Annotated in this window: 18 protein-coding genes and 1 riboswitch; of the genes, 13 read left to right on the top strand and 5 right to left on the bottom strand. The window is 59.8% G+C overall.

The window, feature by feature from the left end; all coding sequences use genetic code 11:
* Positions 1-79: 79 nt before the first annotated feature.
* Both VWY34_RS12460 and VWY34_RS12455 read left to right on the top strand, forming a co-directional pair.
* Positions 80-508, top strand: coding sequence for an FKBP-type peptidyl-prolyl cis-trans isomerase (locus VWY34_RS12460; protein WP_416545475.1), 429 nt, complete (start codon positions 80-82; stop codon positions 506-508).
* Positions 509-591: 83 nt separating this feature from the next.
* Positions 592-1,665 (top strand): NAD(P)H-dependent flavin oxidoreductase, encoded by a 1,074-nt coding sequence (locus tag VWY34_RS12455; protein ID WP_416545473.1) that lies wholly within the window; start codon positions 592-594, stop codon positions 1,663-1,665.
* 75 nt (positions 1,666-1,740) lie between these two features.
* Here the strand turns inward: VWY34_RS12455 and VWY34_RS12450 are convergent, their stop codons facing one another.
* Genes VWY34_RS12450 through fabA form a run of 3 tightly spaced genes read right to left on the bottom strand, consistent with a single transcriptional unit; the run spans position 1,741 to position 4,324 of the window.
* Positions 1,741-2,532: an enoyl-ACP reductase FabI gene (locus tag VWY34_RS12450; RefSeq protein WP_340544415.1), complete on the bottom strand. Its 792-nt coding sequence runs from the start codon at positions 2,530-2,532 to the stop codon at positions 1,741-1,743.
* Between the two features lie 6 nt (positions 2,533-2,538).
* Positions 2,539-3,768 (bottom strand): beta-ketoacyl-ACP synthase I, encoded by a 1,230-nt coding sequence (fabB, locus tag VWY34_RS12445; RefSeq protein WP_340544416.1) that lies wholly within the window; start codon positions 3,766-3,768, stop codon positions 2,539-2,541.
* Positions 3,769-3,814: 46 nt separating this feature from the next.
* On the bottom strand, positions 3,815-4,324 hold the full coding sequence (fabA, locus tag VWY34_RS12440) for a bifunctional 3-hydroxydecanoyl-ACP dehydratase/trans-2-decenoyl-ACP isomerase (RefSeq protein WP_340544418.1): 510 nt from the start codon (positions 4,322-4,324) through the stop codon (positions 3,815-3,817).
* 234 nt (positions 4,325-4,558) lie between these two features.
* Between fabA and irrA the strand changes: the two genes are divergently transcribed.
* Positions 4,559-4,975: an iron response transcriptional regulator IrrA gene (irrA, locus tag VWY34_RS12435; protein WP_260099685.1), complete on the top strand. Its 417-nt coding sequence runs from the start codon at positions 4,559-4,561 to the stop codon at positions 4,973-4,975.
* A gap of 35 nt (positions 4,976-5,010) precedes the next feature.
* On the opposite strand, the gene VWY34_RS12430 is transcribed toward irrA, so the two are convergent.
* Complete coding sequence (locus VWY34_RS12430; protein ID WP_340544419.1) at positions 5,011-5,910, bottom strand: LysR family transcriptional regulator; 900 nt, start codon at positions 5,908-5,910, stop codon at positions 5,011-5,013.
* Between the two features lie 125 nt (positions 5,911-6,035).
* Here VWY34_RS12430 and VWY34_RS12425 point away from each other — a divergent pair, with 125 nt between their 5' ends.
* Entirely contained in the window at positions 6,036-6,833 is a 798-nt protein-coding gene (locus tag VWY34_RS12425) for a phytanoyl-CoA dioxygenase family protein (protein ID WP_340544421.1), read from the top strand.
* Between the two features lie 36 nt (positions 6,834-6,869).
* Here the strand turns inward: VWY34_RS12425 and VWY34_RS12420 are convergent, their stop codons facing one another.
* Positions 6,870-7,739 carry a glycosyltransferase family 2 protein gene (locus VWY34_RS12420; protein WP_416536517.1) on the bottom strand — a complete coding sequence of 290 codons (870 nt, stop codon included), beginning with the start codon at positions 7,737-7,739 and terminating at the stop codon, positions 6,870-6,872.
* A gap of 142 nt (positions 7,740-7,881) precedes the next feature.
* Here VWY34_RS12420 and miaB point away from each other — a divergent pair, with 142 nt between their 5' ends.
* The 9 genes from miaB (at position 7,882) to VWY34_RS12375 (ending at position 16,693) form a co-directional block, all read left to right on the top strand.
* Positions 7,882-9,204, top strand: a complete 1,323-nt coding sequence (gene miaB, locus VWY34_RS12415; protein WP_416536518.1) for a tRNA (N6-isopentenyl adenosine(37)-C2)-methylthiotransferase MiaB — start codon at positions 7,882-7,884, stop codon at positions 9,202-9,204.
* A gap of 206 nt (positions 9,205-9,410) precedes the next feature.
* Positions 9,411-9,962 (top strand): OmpA family protein, encoded by a 552-nt coding sequence (locus VWY34_RS12410; RefSeq protein ID WP_340544425.1) that lies wholly within the window; start codon positions 9,411-9,413, stop codon positions 9,960-9,962.
* 11 nt (positions 9,963-9,973) lie between these two features.
* The gene (locus VWY34_RS12405; protein ID WP_340544426.1) at positions 9,974-10,270 is read left to right on the top strand and encodes a hypothetical protein; all 297 of its coding nucleotides are present in this window, start codon (positions 9,974-9,976) and stop codon (positions 10,268-10,270) included.
* A gap of 153 nt (positions 10,271-10,423) precedes the next feature.
* Entirely contained in the window at positions 10,424-11,431 is a 1,008-nt protein-coding gene (locus tag VWY34_RS12400; RefSeq protein WP_416536521.1) for a PhoH family protein, read from the top strand.
* A 127-nt stretch (positions 11,432-11,558) separates the two neighbouring features.
* Entirely contained in the window at positions 11,559-12,089 is a 531-nt protein-coding gene (gene ybeY / locus VWY34_RS12395; protein ID WP_416537249.1) for an rRNA maturation RNase YbeY, read from the top strand.
* Positions 12,090-12,094: 5 nt separating this feature from the next.
* The gene (locus VWY34_RS12390; protein WP_340544429.1) at positions 12,095-12,994 is read left to right on the top strand and encodes a hemolysin family protein; all 900 of its coding nucleotides are present in this window, start codon (positions 12,095-12,097) and stop codon (positions 12,992-12,994) included.
* Positions 12,991-14,502 carry an apolipoprotein N-acyltransferase gene (gene lnt / locus VWY34_RS12385; protein WP_416545471.1) on the top strand — a complete coding sequence of 504 codons (1,512 nt, stop codon included), beginning with the start codon at positions 12,991-12,993 and terminating at the stop codon, positions 14,500-14,502. Before VWY34_RS12390 ends, lnt begins: the two co-directional genes overlap by 4 nt.
* A 61-nt stretch (positions 14,503-14,563) precedes the next feature.
* Positions 14,564-14,612, top strand: a riboswitch (SAM-SAH riboswitch).
* 6 nt (positions 14,613-14,618) lie between these two features.
* Positions 14,619-15,800 (top strand): methionine adenosyltransferase, encoded by a 1,182-nt coding sequence (gene metK, locus VWY34_RS12380; RefSeq protein ID WP_340544431.1) that lies wholly within the window; start codon positions 14,619-14,621, stop codon positions 15,798-15,800.
* 245 nt (positions 15,801-16,045) lie between these two features.
* Positions 16,046-16,693, top strand: a complete 648-nt coding sequence (locus VWY34_RS12375; RefSeq protein ID WP_416545469.1) for an ATP-dependent Clp protease proteolytic subunit — start codon at positions 16,046-16,048, stop codon at positions 16,691-16,693.
* The last annotated feature ends 58 nt before the right edge of the window (positions 16,694-16,751 follow it).

Below are 16,751 nucleotides of genomic sequence, written 5' to 3'. Positions count from 1 at the left end.
CTTCGGATCATCGGGTTTACATCACGGTGTTGTCCTATACTGTGCGCGCCTTTGTAACGTGAAAGCAACTGGAGGTCCCATGACCGAGGTAAAAAGCGGCGATACCGTACGCATCCACTACACAGGCAAGCTGACAGACGGCAGTGTCTTTGACAGCTCTGAAGGGCGCGAGCCGCTTGAGTTCACCGTCGGCTCTGGTCAGGTTATCGAGGGTATGGATGCCGGGCTGGTCGGCATGGCCGCAGGCGAGACGAAAACGCTCAACATTCCCGCGGATCAGGCCTATGGCCCCAGCCACGACGAGGCGCGGCAGAGCATTCCGCGTGAAGGGATCCCTGATGACATCCCGCTTGAGGTTGGAACACAATTGCAGATGCAGGCTCCAACGGGCGAAGTGCTGCCGGTGACCGTGGTTGAGGTGAGCGAGGCGACTGTGACCCTTGACGCCAATCATCCCCTGGCAGGCAAAGACTTGATCTTTGATATCGAGCTGGTCTCGATCAACTGATCGCATCTGAGGCGGTGCCTCTTGCGCCGCCTCGTCAAACCGGCTCTTTTGCAGCGGGATATGCCGTGGTGAAAGAGGACGGAATGACTGATATTTCTACGTCAGCCGCATTGATGGAACTCCTGGGTATATCCGTGCCGATTCTCCAGTCTCCCATGGCCGGCGTCAGCACGCCCCAGATGGCGGCGGCTGTCAGCAATGCCGGTGGGCTGGGCGCCCTGGGTATCGGAGCGGCAAGCATCGACCAGGCTGAGGAGATGCTGCGTCAAACGGTGGCACTGACTGGCCGACCCTTTAACGTCAATGTGTTCTGCCACCGGCCAGCGCTTGAGGATCCCTCCCGCGAGGCGGCCTGGCTCAGCGCCTTGGCACCGGTGTTTCACAGCTACAATACGGCGCCGCCGGAGGCGCTGCGCGAAATCTACACCAGCTTCTGCGTTGATACCGATATGCAGGAGATGCTGATTGCGCAGCGCCCGGCAGTTGTCAGCTTCCACTTCGGTTTGCCGCCGCAGGGGGTGATCTCGGCTCTGAAGTCAGCCGGCATCATCTTGCTGGCCACAGCAACCTCACTTGCCGAGGCTGCTGTGTTGGCGAGCGCCGGGATCGACGCCATTGTTGCACAGGGGTGGGAGGCCGGAGGCCATCGGGGTATCTTTGATCCGCGCGGCGCGGATCCCAGGCTTGGAACTCTTGAACTGGTCCGCGAACTGGTCACCAACCTGAACCTGCCGGTGATCGCCGCAGGCGGGTTGATGACCGGTGCCGATATTGCAAAGGCGCTGGTAGCAGGTGCCGCTGCTGCGCAGTTGGGCACCGCGTTCATCGCCTGCCCCGAGAGCAGTGCCGATGCGGGCTATCGGGCCGCCTTGCTGGCCGCGGATCCGAAAACAGAGATGACAACGGTAATTTCAGGGCGCCCGGCCCGCTGCCTGAGAAACCGTTTCACCGACCTTGCGCAGAAGCTCGATCCGACGATCATTCCTGATTACCCCATTGCCTATGATGCCGGGAAAGCCCTGAATACTGCGGCGAAGCAGGCTGGCGAGCCCGGATATGGGGCGCAATGGGCCGGGCAGGGCGCTGCCGGAGTTCGTGCTATGCCCGCGGCTGATCTCATGCAGCAGCTTCTTTCAGAACTGGCTGCGGAACAGTGATTTCAAGCGGAGACAGCAACAAGAAAGGGCATCCGCTGGGTGCCCTTGGTTCTTGTGACAGGGATTGGCAGCAGGTCAGAGATTGTCCTGCTGCGGCATGCCAAGGACATGAAAACCACCGTCGACGCGGATGATCTCGCCCGTCGTGCAGGCCCCTGCGTCGGAGGCGAGATAGACGGCTGTACCACCAACCGCTTCCAACGTGGCGTTATCGCGCAATGGGGCGTTCTGCGCCGTATGTTTAAACGTCTTGCGGGCACCACCGATGGCGGCCCCTGCCAGGGTTTTCATCGGGCCAGGGGAGATGGCGTTCACACGGATGCCTTCGGGGCCGAGATCATTGGCCAGGTAACGCGTGGCGCTTTCCAATGCCGCCTTTGCGACACCCATCACGTTGTAGTTGGGCACCACTCGGTTCGATCCCTGGTAGGTCAGGGTCAGCAACGTGCCGCCATTGGCCTTCATCAGCGGGTAGGCGCGGCGCGCCACCTCGACAAAGGAATAGGCGGAGATATCCATCGAATTCTTGAAGTTCTCGCGGCTGGTGTCGAGGAAGCGTCCGGTCAGCTCGGTCTTGTCCGAATAGGCGATGGCGTGCACCACGAAGTCGACACTGTCCCAGCGTGCCGCCAATTGCTCGAACGCGGTGTCGAGCGACGCATCATCGGTGACGTCCACATCGACCATAAAGTCGCTGCCAACGCTCTGGGCCAGCGGTTCCAACCGTTTACCAAAGGCTTCACCCTGATAGGTGAATGCCAGTTCGGCCCCCGCATCGGCCATGGCCTTGGCGATGCCCCAAGCGATCGAACGGTCGTTTGCGACCCCCATGATCAGGCCACGTTTGCCCGTCAATACTCCTGACATCCGCCGTTATCCTTTGTATTTGCTCAATACCATTGAGCCATTGGTGCCGCCAAAGCCGAAGCTGTTGGTCATTACGCTGTCAAGGCCCGCGTTTTCCACCAGCTGGGTTGCGACCTCTCCCGGCTCGATGCCCTCGGCCAGCGTGTCGACGTTGATCGACGGCGTGATGAAGTCATTGTCCAGCATCAGAAGGCAGAAGATCGCCTCCAGTGCGCCCGCCGCGCCCTGCGCATGACCGGTCATTGATTTGGTCGAAGAAATCGGCGGCACGTTGCCCGCGCCGAAAACCCGGCGGGCCGCTTCGATCTCGCCGACGTCGCCGACCGGGGTCGAGGTGCCGTGGGCGTTGATATAGTCCACCTTGCGGCCGTCCGGCAGGGATTGCAGGGCCAGACGCATGGCGCGCTCGCCGCCTTCGCCGGAGGGGGCGACCATATCGTGGCCATCGGAGGTGGCGGCAAAGCCGGTCACTTCGGCGTAGATCTTGGCACCGCGCGCCAGGGCGTGATCCAGATCCTCCAGCACGACGATACCGCCGCCACCAGAGATCACGAAACCGTCACGGTCCTGATCAAACGCGCGGGAGGCTTTCTCCGGCGTGTCGTTGTATTTGGACGACATCGCGCCCATCGCATCGAACAGGCACGACAGGGTCCAGTCCAGTTCCTCGCCACCACCGGCGAACATCACATCCTGCTTACCCATCATGATCTGCTCAGCGGCATTGCCGATACAGTGCAGCGAGGTCGAGCAGGCCGAGGTGATCGAGTAGTTGATACCTTTGATTTTGAAGGCTGTGGCCAGATTTGCCGAGATCGTGGAAGACATGCACTTGGGAACAGCAAACGGCCCGATCCGCTTCGTGGCTCCGGTTTTCAGCACGGTCTGATGGGCTGCCAGCATGGCCGATGTGGACGGCCCGCCCGAACCGGCCACCAGACCGGTCCGCTCATTCACCACTTGATCTTCGGAGAGGCCGGCATCGGCAATTGCCTGGCTCATCGCTATATGGGCATAGGCCGCGCCAGCCCCCATAAAACGCAGGGTACGCTTGTCGACATGGTCAGCAACATTCAGCTTGAGCGTTCCCGCAATTTGGCTGCGAAAGCCATGCTCGACCATTTCGGGGCTGGCCTCGATGCCAGATTTTCCTGCTTTGAGAGAGGCGAGAACCTCTTCGGCATTGTTCCCGATGGACGAGACGATGCCCAGACCGGTGACGACGACGCGACGCATGATGCGTACTCCTATTTCTTGTTCAAGGGGCGGGGAGAGCTGCGGATCAGCTCTCGGAGAGGGCCACCTTCATGTCCTTGACCTGGTAGATAACTTCACCATCGGCTTCCACGATGCCGTCGGCAACCCCCATGGTCAGGCGACGGGTCTGGATCGCTTTGGTGAAATCGATCTTATAGGTCAGCATCTTGCGGTCGGGGCGCACCATCCCAGTCAGTTTCACCTCGCCTACACCCAGCGCATAGCCGCGACCCTGCCAGCCACGCCAGCCCAGGTTGAAGCCAGTGAGCTGCCAGAGGCCGTCAAGACCCAGACATCCGGGCATGATCGGGTTGCCGGGGAAATGACAGTCAAAGAACCACAGGTCAGGCGTGATATCGAACTCGGCCGTAATGTGACCCTTGCCGTGGGCGCCGCCATCGGCCGACACATCGGTGATGCGATCCATCATCAACATGGGAGGGGCGGGCAGCTGTGCGTTGCCAGGGCCGAACAGCTCGCCTCTGGCGCATTTCAGCAAATCGTCTTTGTCAAAGCTGCTGGGGTAATCGGCCATGCTGGCGCTTCTCCTGCCTATGTTATGATCGTGTATCTGGCTCCCTGTAGCACCCGTTTCGACTCTCCTGCAAGGGTTCCGGGTGCCGAGGGCACACCAGCATTCAGCCTGTGGCCTTCAGGTTTTTCAACTGTGACAGTCTACAGATACAGATCGGAGCTACGCAAATTGAATTGAATGCAAGGACCCTTTCGGCCTATAAATGGGGCCAGCAACGCTATGCAGGACCGCTACATGACGCCAACACCAGCAGATATCGCTACCAACTGGCTGGAAACAGCCGGATTGCGCCCGACCCGTCAGCGGGTGGCGCTGGCAGAGTTGTTGGTGGGCGACGGCAAGCATCGCCATGTGACCGCCGAGAGCCTGTTTGACGCGGCAAAGGACAAGGGTGCAGCTGTTTCACTTGCGACGGTCTACAACACGTTGCGCGCCTTTTGCGATGCTGGCGTCTTGCAGGAAATCACAGTCGATGGGTCCAAAAGCTATTTTGACACCAATACGCACGACCACCCCCATTTTTACTGGGAAGACGAGGGGCGTCTGTCGGATGCGCCATCCGATCAGCTGGTGATCAAGAGCCTGCCCGCGGCGCCGCAGGGCGTTGAAATCGCGTCCGTCGACGTTGTGATCCGACTGCGCAAGGTCTGATCGTTGGAACGCCGGGCGCTGCGCTCATGTGCGTGCTAGAGTATTTCCGTAACCGTTTTCGCCAGAATCTGCTGCGCGGTCTCTATCACGCTGCCTTTTGACGGCGGGCTGTGGCTGATCAGGACCAAGGGCTCCTCTGCCGATGTGTCGCTGATGGGTATCGCGACCAGTGGCTTGCCATCGTAGGAGCGTAAATCGGGGGGCCTGCTGTAGGTGATGCCGATCCCTTCGCCATGGGCGGCCAGGCTGCGCAGCAGCTCGACCGATGCCGCCCGGTGGGCAATTCGGGGCAGCGCGCCAATGGATTTGAACAGGCCAAGCATGTGGCGCACGGACAATCCTTCTTCGGACAGAATCAGGGGCTGTTCGGCCAGATCGGCCAAGGACAGGCGGTCACGATCTGCAAGTGGGTGACCATTGGGCATCAGCGCTACGGGGCCGCGCCGCAACACCTCCTGCCGGACGAAGCTTGCATCCACGCCCAGGTCATAGCTGATCGCCAAGTCGATATTCCCGGCGGTCATCGAGGCCAGCAGCGGTTCAAAGTGATCCGTCCTGTAGCGGATGGCCACACCGGGCAAGCCGATCCGAAGGCGCTGCAGCGCTGGGGCCAACAGAAAGGGAGCCAGATCGGTAAAACATCCCAGGGTCAGCTGCTGGCCGTCGGTTTGATCTGTGCCCCGACGTTCCAGCCGCGCGGCCTGATCTAGGAGCGCTTGCGCACGGTCTGCGAAACTGCGGCCTTGTGGAGTCAGGATCATGCCGGCCCCGCGACGCCTCAGGAACAGGGGCTCCCCCAGCTGCGCCTCGATCCGGGCAAGCGCTGTGGACAACGCGGGCTGGCTGACATGCACAGCGGCAGCCGCCGCCGACAGGCTGCCGTGCTGAGCGATCGCGCAGACATATTCGTAGTGGCGTAGAGTTAGGTATAACATCAGTTTATTTTCTGCATACTAAGATATTATTTGAGCACGCCGCCCCGCCGGGTGCAACATCGGCCCGAAACGGGTGACTGCAACCAGATGCTGTCACCCGTACTCCCGATACCAAGGATTGATCGATGCCCCATCCCCTCATCACCCGAGACCATATTGACGATTTCCAACGCGATGGCGTTGTGTTGATCCGCGGTCTCTTCGTCGATCAGGTCGATATTCTGCGCGACGGCGTCGAGGCGAATATGGCGCAGCCCGGTCCCTATGCTTCCAACAATGAAAAACCCGGGCAGACCGGGCGGTTCTTTGATGACTATTGCAATTGGACCCGGATCCCTCAGTTTCAGCAGGCAATCGAACAATCGCCCGTGGCGGAGGTGGCCGCAGATCTGATGCAGTCCAAACGGGTGCAGATGTTCCACGACCACGTGCTGGTGAAAGAGCCGGGCACCTCCATGGCGACCCCCTGGCATCAGGATGGGCCTTATTATTTCGTCGAAGGGCAGCAGACCATCAGCTTCTGGTCGCCGCTCGATCCTGTCACGAACGCCTCGCTGCGATGCGTTGCAGGCTCGCACCGCTGGGAGAAGGAGGTGTTGCCAACGCGCTGGGTCTCTGAGGAGGGCTTCTTTGCTGATGAGGGGCAGTACATGCCGGTGCCGGATCCCGATGCCGAAGGCATGACAATCCTGGAGTGGGAGATGCAGCCAGGTGACGCCGTCGCCTTTAATTACCGGACGCTGCACGGCGCCCGCGCCAATACCAGCGAAACCCGTCGCCGCGCCTTTTCGTTGCGTCTGGTCGGGGAGGACGCACGCTATATTGAACGCCCTGGCCCAACCTCGCCGCCCTATCCGGGCCATGACATGGTGTCGGGTCAGACCCTCCGCGAGGATTGGTTTCCCGTTCTATTGCAGCGCTAAGCTATGACAGGGTCGCGCTGCATTGGCGCTCGGAGCCTAGAACCACTGTCCCGGCTCCATCAGGCCCAGATCAAGCAGCTGACGAGAATGCCAGTCAAAGGGCGCCGAGTTGTGCCATCGAAAACTGTCGATCTCAAAGGAGGATCCCGGGTTGCGTTTCAACGCCTTTGCGGTGCGAAAAGAGCAAATCGCGGCGGTCAGATTGTGGTGCCAGGGGCAGGCGTAGGTGTTGTACTCCGGTTCGTTGAACCGGTGATCCTCAAACAGCCGTAGTTCCGGTTTTGCACGGAACAGCGAAATCCGGTCGATCTTTCGGCTTGCTGCGGGGATATGTTCTTCATAGCGCCAGCGTATGCCGCCGTAGAAATCCAGCTGGCGATCAAGCGGATGGCCGGTCTGTGGATCAATGCGGGCCTGTGCATAGTAGCCGGATTTATCCAGATGCGCGGTTTCCAGCGATACGCCGTTTGGTGCTGCGTCCAGATCGGCGGCATAAAGATCAATGACATAGGTCAGCATGGCCGAGCGCCGCTCTTCGCCATGAAACCCCAAGAGTTCGACAACATTACGGCTCTCACAGAAGGGGTAGAACAGGTACTCTGCATTATAGCAGTAATAGAGCCAGCAACCCGGTGCGGCTCTCGCGATCACCTTGTTGATGGCCTCAATCACCGCTTCACGCGCGCTACAGTCAAAGGGCACACGGTGGATGCGCGTCTCCAGATCGTAGGGGATGTCAAAAGCGTCCGGTATAAAGGCCACAACGGTTGTAAAGCCGAGATCAAGATGGTGGCGCAGGGTGGTCGCAATCTCCACCTTATCCTCGACAAAGATCAGAGCGACGGGCCCTGCTGTCAGGATCTTGTCCCCGGCGCCAAGAAACCCTTCGAGTGATGAGTGCATCATATCTGATTGCCTGCTGTTCTCTGCCGACTTCCCTGTCTGGCGATTGCTGCTAAAGTCGGGTAATCCGCGCGCCATTGCAAGCAGAGCCGTTTCCGGCTATGCCACGCCGCTGTTGCGACCCTCCGGTGAAAAGGTTGTCCCCATGAGCGCCCCGAAGAAGCTGTTTATCAAGACCTATGGCTGTCAGATGAATGTCTATGACAGTGAACGCATGGCCGAGGCGCTGGGCGGCGAAGGTTACGTTGAAACCAAATCGCCGGATGACGCCGACATGATCCTGCTGAACACCTGCCACATCCGGGAAAAGGCGGCGGAGAAGGTCTATTCCGAACTGGGGCGCTTCAAGGGGCTGAAAGCGCAGAAGCCGGACCTGAAGATTGGCGTCGCGGGCTGCGTCGCCCAGGCCGAGGGCGAGGAGATCATGCGCCGTCAGCCGCTGGTCGATCTGGTGGTCGGCCCGCAGAGTTATCACCGGCTGCCGGAGATGGAAGCGAAGGCCCGCAAGGGGGAGAAGGTGCTGGACACCGATTTCCCCGAGGAAGACAAATTCGAGAAGCTGAAGAACCGCCCCAAAGCCAAGCGCGGCCCGACGGCGTTTCTGACCGTGCAGGAGGGCTGCGACAAGTTCTGCGCCTTCTGCGTGGTGCCCTACACCCGCGGCGCCGAAGTGTCGCGCCCGGCGGACCGCATTCTGCGCGAGGCTCAGGAATTGGTGGAGCGTGGCGTGCGCGAAATCACGCTCCTCGGCCAGAACGTGAACGCTTATCACGGTGCTGGCGCCAACGGCGACCTGACCCTGGCCCAGCTGATCTGGGAGCTGGACAAGATCGACGGGCTGGAGCGCATTCGCTTCACCACCTCGCACCCCAATGACATGCAGGACGACCTGATCGAGGCGCATGGCACCTGTGCCAAGCTGATGCCCTATCTGCACCTGCCGGTACAGGCGGGTTCCGACAAGATCCTCAAGCGGATGAACCGCGCACATACCGCCGAGAGCTATATCCGCCTTATCGAGCGGATCCGCGCCGCGCGCCCAGACATCCTGATCTCAGGCGACTTCATTGTTGGCTTCCCGGAAGAAACCGAAGAAGATTTCCAGGCCACCATGGACCTGGTGGAAGAGGTGAAATACGGCACCGCCTATTCCTTCAAATACTCCACCCGCCCCGGCACCCCGGCGGCAGAGCGTCCTCAGGTTGACCCGGCTGCGGCTGACGACCGGCTTCAGCGCCTGCAGGCCCTGCTGACCAAGCAACAGCGCGAGGTTCAGGACAGCATGGTTGGCCGCGAGGTTGGTGTTCTGTTTGAAAAGGCGGGCCGCTTCGCGGGCCAGATGGTTGGCAAATCCGATTACCTGCATGCGGTGCATGTTGCGGATTGTGATCGCGCCATCGGTGATCTTGCCCGCGTGCGGATCCTGTCCTCTGGGGCCAACTCACTGGCCGGCGCTCTGATCGATTGATCATGGGCGAGGGGCGGTCGCGCAGCCGATTGCGCCCCCAGCGCGACATGGCGTCGTGAAACTTCTGATTTCCTTAAGCAAATGATTGCAATTTGCGTTCTATACCTGCGAATATCACGGTAACGGCCCGCACAAAGCCTGCGTGGCCGCAAGAATGACGCCTGCGAATGACTGGTGTAAGGGGGATATTGGGTGTGTTGAAACCAATGAGGAAACAACTCTGCGGACTCGTGGCCACCGTTGTCGCGACTGTCGGCTTGAATGTGGGCGCTTTGCTGGCGCAGGACGCCGGTGTGATCGGTCAGAGCTATATTCCAACCATCTGGGTTGATCCCGACGGTTGCGAGCATTGGGTGATGGACGATGGCGCCGAAGGTTTCATGACACCCCATGTCACGCGAGACGGGAAACCGGTTTGCCGTCGGGGCAATATCTGCGGCGTGATGCCCAGCGATCAGTTTTTTGCCACCAACAGGCATCACATCAGCGCCGCCGGGCAACAGCGCCTGCGCGAGTTTTTCCAGTCCGCGAATGCCCGATCCTTCATCATCACGGGCCATACCGACAGTCGCGCATCAGATGAATATAACATGCGGCTGTCTCAGCGCCGTGCCGATGCGGTCGCAAAAGTCGGCCAATCGGTTGGCGCCCGCATCCTTGAGGCGCGGGGCTATGGCGAGCGTGATCCGCGCGTGCCGAACGACTCGGCCGTGAATATGGCGCAGAACCGTCGCGTCGAAATTATCTGCCTGCGCTGAGGAGCATCGTTATGTCATTCACCAGAACAGCGCTTCTTGCGTCCTTGGCGATCGGTCTGTCTGCCTGTGGCGACAAGGTCGACAAAACCGTGGATCGTGGTTTTGACAGCAAGGATCTGTCTCAGCTGAAGGCGGGGATTTGGGTTGATCCGACCGGCTGCGATCATTGGATCATTGACGACGGGGTAGAAGGTTACCTGTCGCAACGGCTGGCGCCGGATGGCCGCCCGGTCTGTTCCGGCGTCGCTCCTCCGAATACGGCGGTTGGTCCGTTCAAATCCGGGTCCAGCATCGAGGACCCGATTTGACGGAATTTCGTTACCACTGCAAACAACTGCCTATTGGCCGTCCTTTTCGGGCGGCCATTTTGTTTCAATCGCGTGAAATTGCCGACGCGTAGCTTGCGCAGGGGCGACCGGAGAGGCACACTGAAAGAGCAACGTCAAAGACAGGAGACCGGATTGGCCATTGGCACTTTGACCCCATCGCATGAGCAGGATTCCTCACATGAGGCGCTGCTCGAATTTCCTGATAACCGACTGCTGATTGATCTGTGCGGTGAATACGACCGCAATCTCGCGACGCTCGAGCAGACGCTTGGTGTTCAGATTGTCCGGCGCGGCAATCAACTCTCAGTACTGGGAGAAGAAGCCGCCCGCGATCAGGCCGCGGCGGTTCTGGCAGCGCTATATGACCGGTTGGAAACCGGCCGCAGTGTTGAGGCCGGCGATATTGATCGTGAATTGCGGATGGGACAGGAGCAGGTGGAAAATCCCGGCAGCCAGCTGGAGATGTTCCGGGGCGGCAAGGTTGAGATCAAGACGCGTAAGAAACTCGTCGAGCCACGTACCGACGCTCAGAAAGCCTATGTCCAGTCGCTGTTCGAACATGAGCTTGCCTTTGGGATCGGTCCGGCTGGCACCGGCAAAACCTATCTTGCTGTTGCTGTTGGCGTGAGCATGTTCATTACCGGGCATGTCGACAAGATCATCCTCAGCCGCCCTGCGGTGGAGGCGGGCGAGAAGCTCGGCTATCTGCCCGGCGACATGAAAGATAAGGTCGATCCTTATATGCAGCCGCTCTATGACGCGCTGAATGATTTCCTACCCGGCAAACAGTTGGCGAAGCTGCTGGAAGAAAAACAGATCGAGATCGCGCCGCTGGCCTTTATGCGGGGGCGTACGCTATCCAATGCTTTTGTTGTTCTGGATGAGGCGCAGAATGCCACCACCATGCAGATGAAGATGTTCCTGACACGTTTGGGTGAGGGATCGCGCATGGTCATCACCGGCGACCGCAGCCAAGTTGACCTGCCGCGCGGCGTGGCGTCGGGGCTGGCGGATGCGGAACGTCTGCTAAGCAAAATCCCCAAGGTGAGCTTTAACTACTTCACATCTCGTGACGTGGTGCGACATCCGCTTGTGGCGGCCATCATCGAGGCCTATGAGGCGGATGAGAAATCCGTCTGAACCAGCATTCGGTCGCTGAACGAGGGGGATGCAAATTCATATTGGGTTGGGGCCTTCATGGAAAACCACCCAAGAAACGCTCTCCCGGACCTGTCGGAACGGGCTGCCTTGGCATTGAGACTGGACTATGACTCTCGACATCTCCATTGAAGACGCTCGCTGGCAGGACATCGGCTTGTCAGCGCATGCCGAGCAGGCCGTTGATGCGGCGCTGTCGCATTTCAATCTCGATCCGGACGACTGCGAACTATCCCTGCTGGCCTGCAATGATGCGCGGATCATGGAATTGAACACTGAGTTCCGTCAGAAGGCCAAGCCGACAAATGTGCTCAGCTGGCCAGCTGAGGAACTTGCCGCCGAGGAACCGGGGGGTGACCCGCTGCGACCCGAGGCGGATTTTACCGGCGAAATACCGCTCGGCGACATTGCGATTGCCTATGAGACCTGCGCAGGCGAGGCCGAGGCCGCTGGCAAGCCATTGGCCGACCATTTGCGTCATCTGATCGTTCACGGAGTGTTGCATCTTTTGGGTTACGATCACATTCGTGACCCGGACGCCACTTTGATGGAAGGTCTTGAGGTGGAGATACTTGGCAAAATGGGTATCGATGACCCATATACATTGGATGACAGCCCCAATCACGGGCGTATCGGATAGGAACGATGGACGATATAGACGGAAGTTCTAACGCAGCGCAGGGCGCGCTGGAGAACAAGGACAGCGCTGGCGACACCGCAGCGGCTGGACAATCGACGGGGTTTCTGGGGCGTATTTTCAGCTCCTTTACTCCGACCGAAAGCGAGGAAGACGTGGATTCCGGACCGGAAACACGCCTGGCGAACCAGCCGCACGGGATGATCAATCTGCGGCGTTTGCGGGTCGAGGACGTTGCCATTCCCGCAGCGGAAATCGTGGCAATCCCGGCCTCGACTCCGAAAGATGAACTTGTTCAGGTCTTCCGCGAAAGCGGTTTTACCCGCATCCCCGTCTACGAGGGCACGCTGGATACACCCATCGGCTTTGTCCACCTCAAGGACTTTGCCCTGATGCACGGTTTTAACGGCACCGATGCCGATTTCGCGCTGGACGCTATGGTGCGTCCTTTGCTGTTTGTCCCGCCGTCCATGACGATTGGCGTTCTGCTGACAAAAATGCAGGCAGAGCGTCGCCACATGGCGTTGGTGATTGATGAATATGGCGGTGTTGATGGTTTGCTGACCATCGAAGACCTGATCGAGCAGGTTGTCGGCGAAATTGAGGACGAACATGACGCGGGCGAAGATCAGACCTGGTTCCGTGAGAAACAGGGCTGTTATGTCGCGCAGGCACGTACCCCGCTGGATGAGTTCGAGAATGAAATCGGTCGGTCGCTGACCAGTCACGATGACGTCGACGGCGAGGAGATCGATTCCCTTGGCGGTCTGGTCTTCATGCTGTCAGGACGCGTCCCTGCACGGGGTGAGGTCATCCAGCATCCCGACGGGCCTGAGTTCGAGGTTATGGACGCCGACCCGCGCCGGATCAAACGCCTGCGGGTGCGGTTGCCCGATTGTTCGGGATGATTGCTGCGGTCCGGCGGTATGTCGGGCTGCGGCCGGTCATTCTACCATTGGTCACGGCGGTTGCTGCGGGTGGTCTTCTGGCCTTCGCGCTTGCACCGTTCCATATGCTCTGGCTGGCTCCGTCCTGCCTGGGCGCAGTGGGATATCAACTGCTTCAGCTTTCGACCTCCCGGCAGGGCGCACTTTTCGGCTGGCTTCTGGGGACGGCCTATTTTTCCGTCGGCATGATCTGGATCTACGAGCCGTTTCAAATTGATGCAGAACGCTACGCCTGGATGGCGCCCTTTGCCGTCGTCGGTCTTGCCGCCGGATTGGCGCTGTTTTGGGCGCTGGCGTTCGGTCTGGCTGTTCGGCTCAGGCGCGGTGGCAACCGGATCGTCCTGCTGATTGCCGCGCTGTCGCTTGCCGAGTTTGCGCGGGCCTATGTCCTCACCGGGCTGCCCTGGGCAGCGTTCGGGCAATTCTGGATTGATACGCCTGCCGCAGGGCTGCTGCCCTGGATCGGGCCACATGGTCTAGCCTTCTTCACCCTCGTTGCGACTGTACCGCTAGGGCTGATATCGCGTCGTCCGGTCGTTGCGCTGCTGCCCATGCTGCTTGTCGGTGGGGCTATCCTGCTGATGCCGCAGCAGCCCTCTGCCATGCTGACGGGTAAGATTATTCGTCTCGTTCAGCCCAATGCGCCCCAAGACGAGAAATGGCACCCGGATCTGCGCTGGTCGTTTGTTGATCGCCAGCTGGACTATTCGCGCGCGCCAGCTCGCAGCGGACAGCCCGTCGATCTGATTGTCTGGCCTGAAACAGCCGTTCCGTTGATGCTGAATTATGCGGATGACGTGTTGAGCGAGATTGCTGATGCGGCTGGAACTACCCCAGTTCTGCTGGGCATCCAGCGCCGGGAAGAGGGCCGCTATTACAATTCAGCAATCCTACTGGATGGCGCTGGTAACGTTGGCCAGATCTACGACAAGGCGCATCTGGTTCCCTTTGGCGAGTATATTCCAGCTGGCAATCTGATGGCGCGTATTGGCGTCCATGGGTTCGCCTCTCAGGCCGGGGCAGGTTACGCATCGGGGCCGGGACCGCGGCTGTTGGATCTGCCGGTCGGCAAAGCGCTGCCACTGATCTGCTACGAAGCGGTTTTCCCACAGGATGTGAACGGGGCACCGGACCGGGCTGATCTGCTGATTCAGATCACCAATGATGCCTGGTTTGGCACCTATTCCGGTCCGTATCAGCATCTGGTCCAGGCGCGGATGCGTGCTATTGAGCAGGGGCTGCCCATGGTGCGGGTTGCCAATACCGGCATCTCGGCAATGATTGATCCACATGGCCGCGTCCTGGATGCGCTGCCTTTGGGGGAGGCCGGCTATCTGGACGCAGCGCTGCCTGCGCCGCTGCCCCCTACGCTCTATTCGCGGACCGGTGACCTGCCAGTGTTTCTCGGCTGCATCCTCCTCGGCGGGTTGGCGCTGCGACGCAGAACCACAGTTGCGCGCGGGTCATAGCTGCTTAACCTCTCGGCTTTATAGATTGACGACACACGTCTCCCCGCGTACTGCGGATCGATTACTGCCACAACGGCTTCCTGGCGTGGCAGGCTAAACCCAACGGAGCACCTTTCATGACCCGCACGAATTATACCTTCACCTCGGAATCGGTTTCCGAGGGCCATCCGGATAAGGTCTGTGACCGTATCTCGGACGCTGTTCTTGACGCCTTTCTGAGCGAAGAGCCTGAGGCCCGCGTTGCGGCCGAAACCTTTGCTACCACCAATCGCGTGGTGATCGGGGGGGAAGTGGGTTTGTCGGATCAGGACAAACTGCACGACTACATGGGCCGGATCGACGAAATCGCCCGCGCCTGTATCAAAGACATCGGCTACGAGCAGGACAAGTTTCACCACGAAACCGTCGAAATCACCAATCTGCTGCACGAGCAGTCTGCCCATATCGCACAGGGTGTTGATGCGGCCGCCGACAAGGAAGAGGGTGCCGGCGATCAAGGCATCATGTTTGGCTTTGCCACGAATGAGACCCCAGCGCTGATGCCGGCCCCGATCCAGTACAGCCATGCGATCCTGCGCCGGCTTGCGGAAGTGCGCAAGAATGGCTCCGAGCCGACGCTTGGCCCGGACGCAAAATCGCAGCTGTCGGTGGTCTATGAAAACGGCAAACCCACACGCGTCAGCTCATTGGTTCTGTCGACACAGCATCTCGATGAAACGCTGACCTCCAACGATATCCGTGCCATCGTCGAGCCTTATATCCGCGAAACCCTGCCGGATGGCTGGCTGACGGATGAGACGGTATGGCACGTCAACCCGACGGGAAAATTCGTCATCGGCGGACCGGATGGGGATGCGGGGCTGACCGGTCGCAAGATTATCGTGGACACCTACGGTGGTGCGGCGCCTCATGGCGGCGGCGCGTTTTCCGGCAAGGATCCGACCAAGGTCGACCGTTCGGCCGCCTATGCCGCGCGCTATCTGGCCAAGAACGTCGTCGCTGCGGGCCTCGCCGATAAATGTACAATCCAGTTGTCCTATGCGATCGGCGTGGCCAAGCCGCTGTCGATCTATGCGGATACCCACGGCACCGGCGATGTTGATGCGGCCCGGATCGAGGCGGCCATTGATCAGATCATGGACCTCACGCCTCGTGGCATTCGTCATCACCTCGGCTTGAACAAACCGATCTACGAGCGAACAGCGGCTTATGGGCATTTTGGCCGTGAGCCTGACACAGACGGCGGGTTCAGCTGGGAGCGCACCGATCTGGTCGACGCGCTGACAAAAGCGATCTGACGCCATTAGGCGATGAGACAAATACGACCAAGGCGGGGAAGTCCCCGCCTTTTTTTCATCCGGCCGTAGCCGCTCATAACGGCCTTGGCAAAAGACGTGGAAGATCGGGCGCTTTGCTGGCAATATAGCTGCGAACCCGGATCTACATGGAATTGCGTTTGCCCTGTCTTCGTCATGTTCTGTTATTTTCTCAACGCGCCCCTGCCAGGGCTGCGCGATGCGGCTTGCTTGGACTTGTCGCTCTGATGTCTGTCGGCCTCACCGGGCTTGGCCCCGCCATGGCCCGCGAGACGCTGCCCGCGAAGTTCAAGATAGACGGCAATACGCTGATCTATGACACCGACGCCCAGTTTGCTGACAACGGGGATGGCATATCTCAGGAGACAGCCGGTGAGATTACGGATGATGATATCGAACCCTTCCGTGAAATCCTTGATGCGAACCCGGCCATAACACGGCTGCAGCTCAATAGCGGCGGCGGCAGCGTCTACGCAGGTGAGACGATTGCCGACATCGTTCAGGGCCACGCGCTTGATACCTGGGTGGTCGGCGAATGTATCAGCGCCTGCGTCGATATCTTTCTGGCCGGTGATCGTCGCCAGATGACGCTGGGATCAAAGATCGGCTTTCATCAGCGTGATTGGGCGCCCAAAGCGGTGCAGAGCTATTATCGCCTGTGGCGCAAGGATGAGAACTGGGCGACGCCCTTTGAGTTCGGCACCTGGATCTATCGCGACACGCAGTCGGAGGTCTTTCGGCATCTGAAGTATATGATGCAGCGCGGTGTTGATCCGGCCTTTGCGATCGAAACGTTGAAGACCGAGCCCGAGGACGTCTGGTACCCGACCCGGTTGCGGCTGATGGCGGCCGGGGTGCTGCGCGAGAAGCCTTGATAGGGCCTGCCCCGAACAGCATCTATTGCCGGCTGACTTGACCCAGACGCAAGCATGG

Origin of the sequence: Phaeobacter sp. JH20_02 (assembly GCF_048056915.1) — a bacterium.
Taxonomy (GTDB): domain Bacteria; phylum Pseudomonadota; class Alphaproteobacteria; order Rhodobacterales; family Rhodobacteraceae; genus Phaeobacter; species Phaeobacter bryozoorum.
The sequence above is the reverse complement of the archived record's forward strand: the minus strand, read 5'-3'. Positions and strand labels throughout refer to the sequence as shown.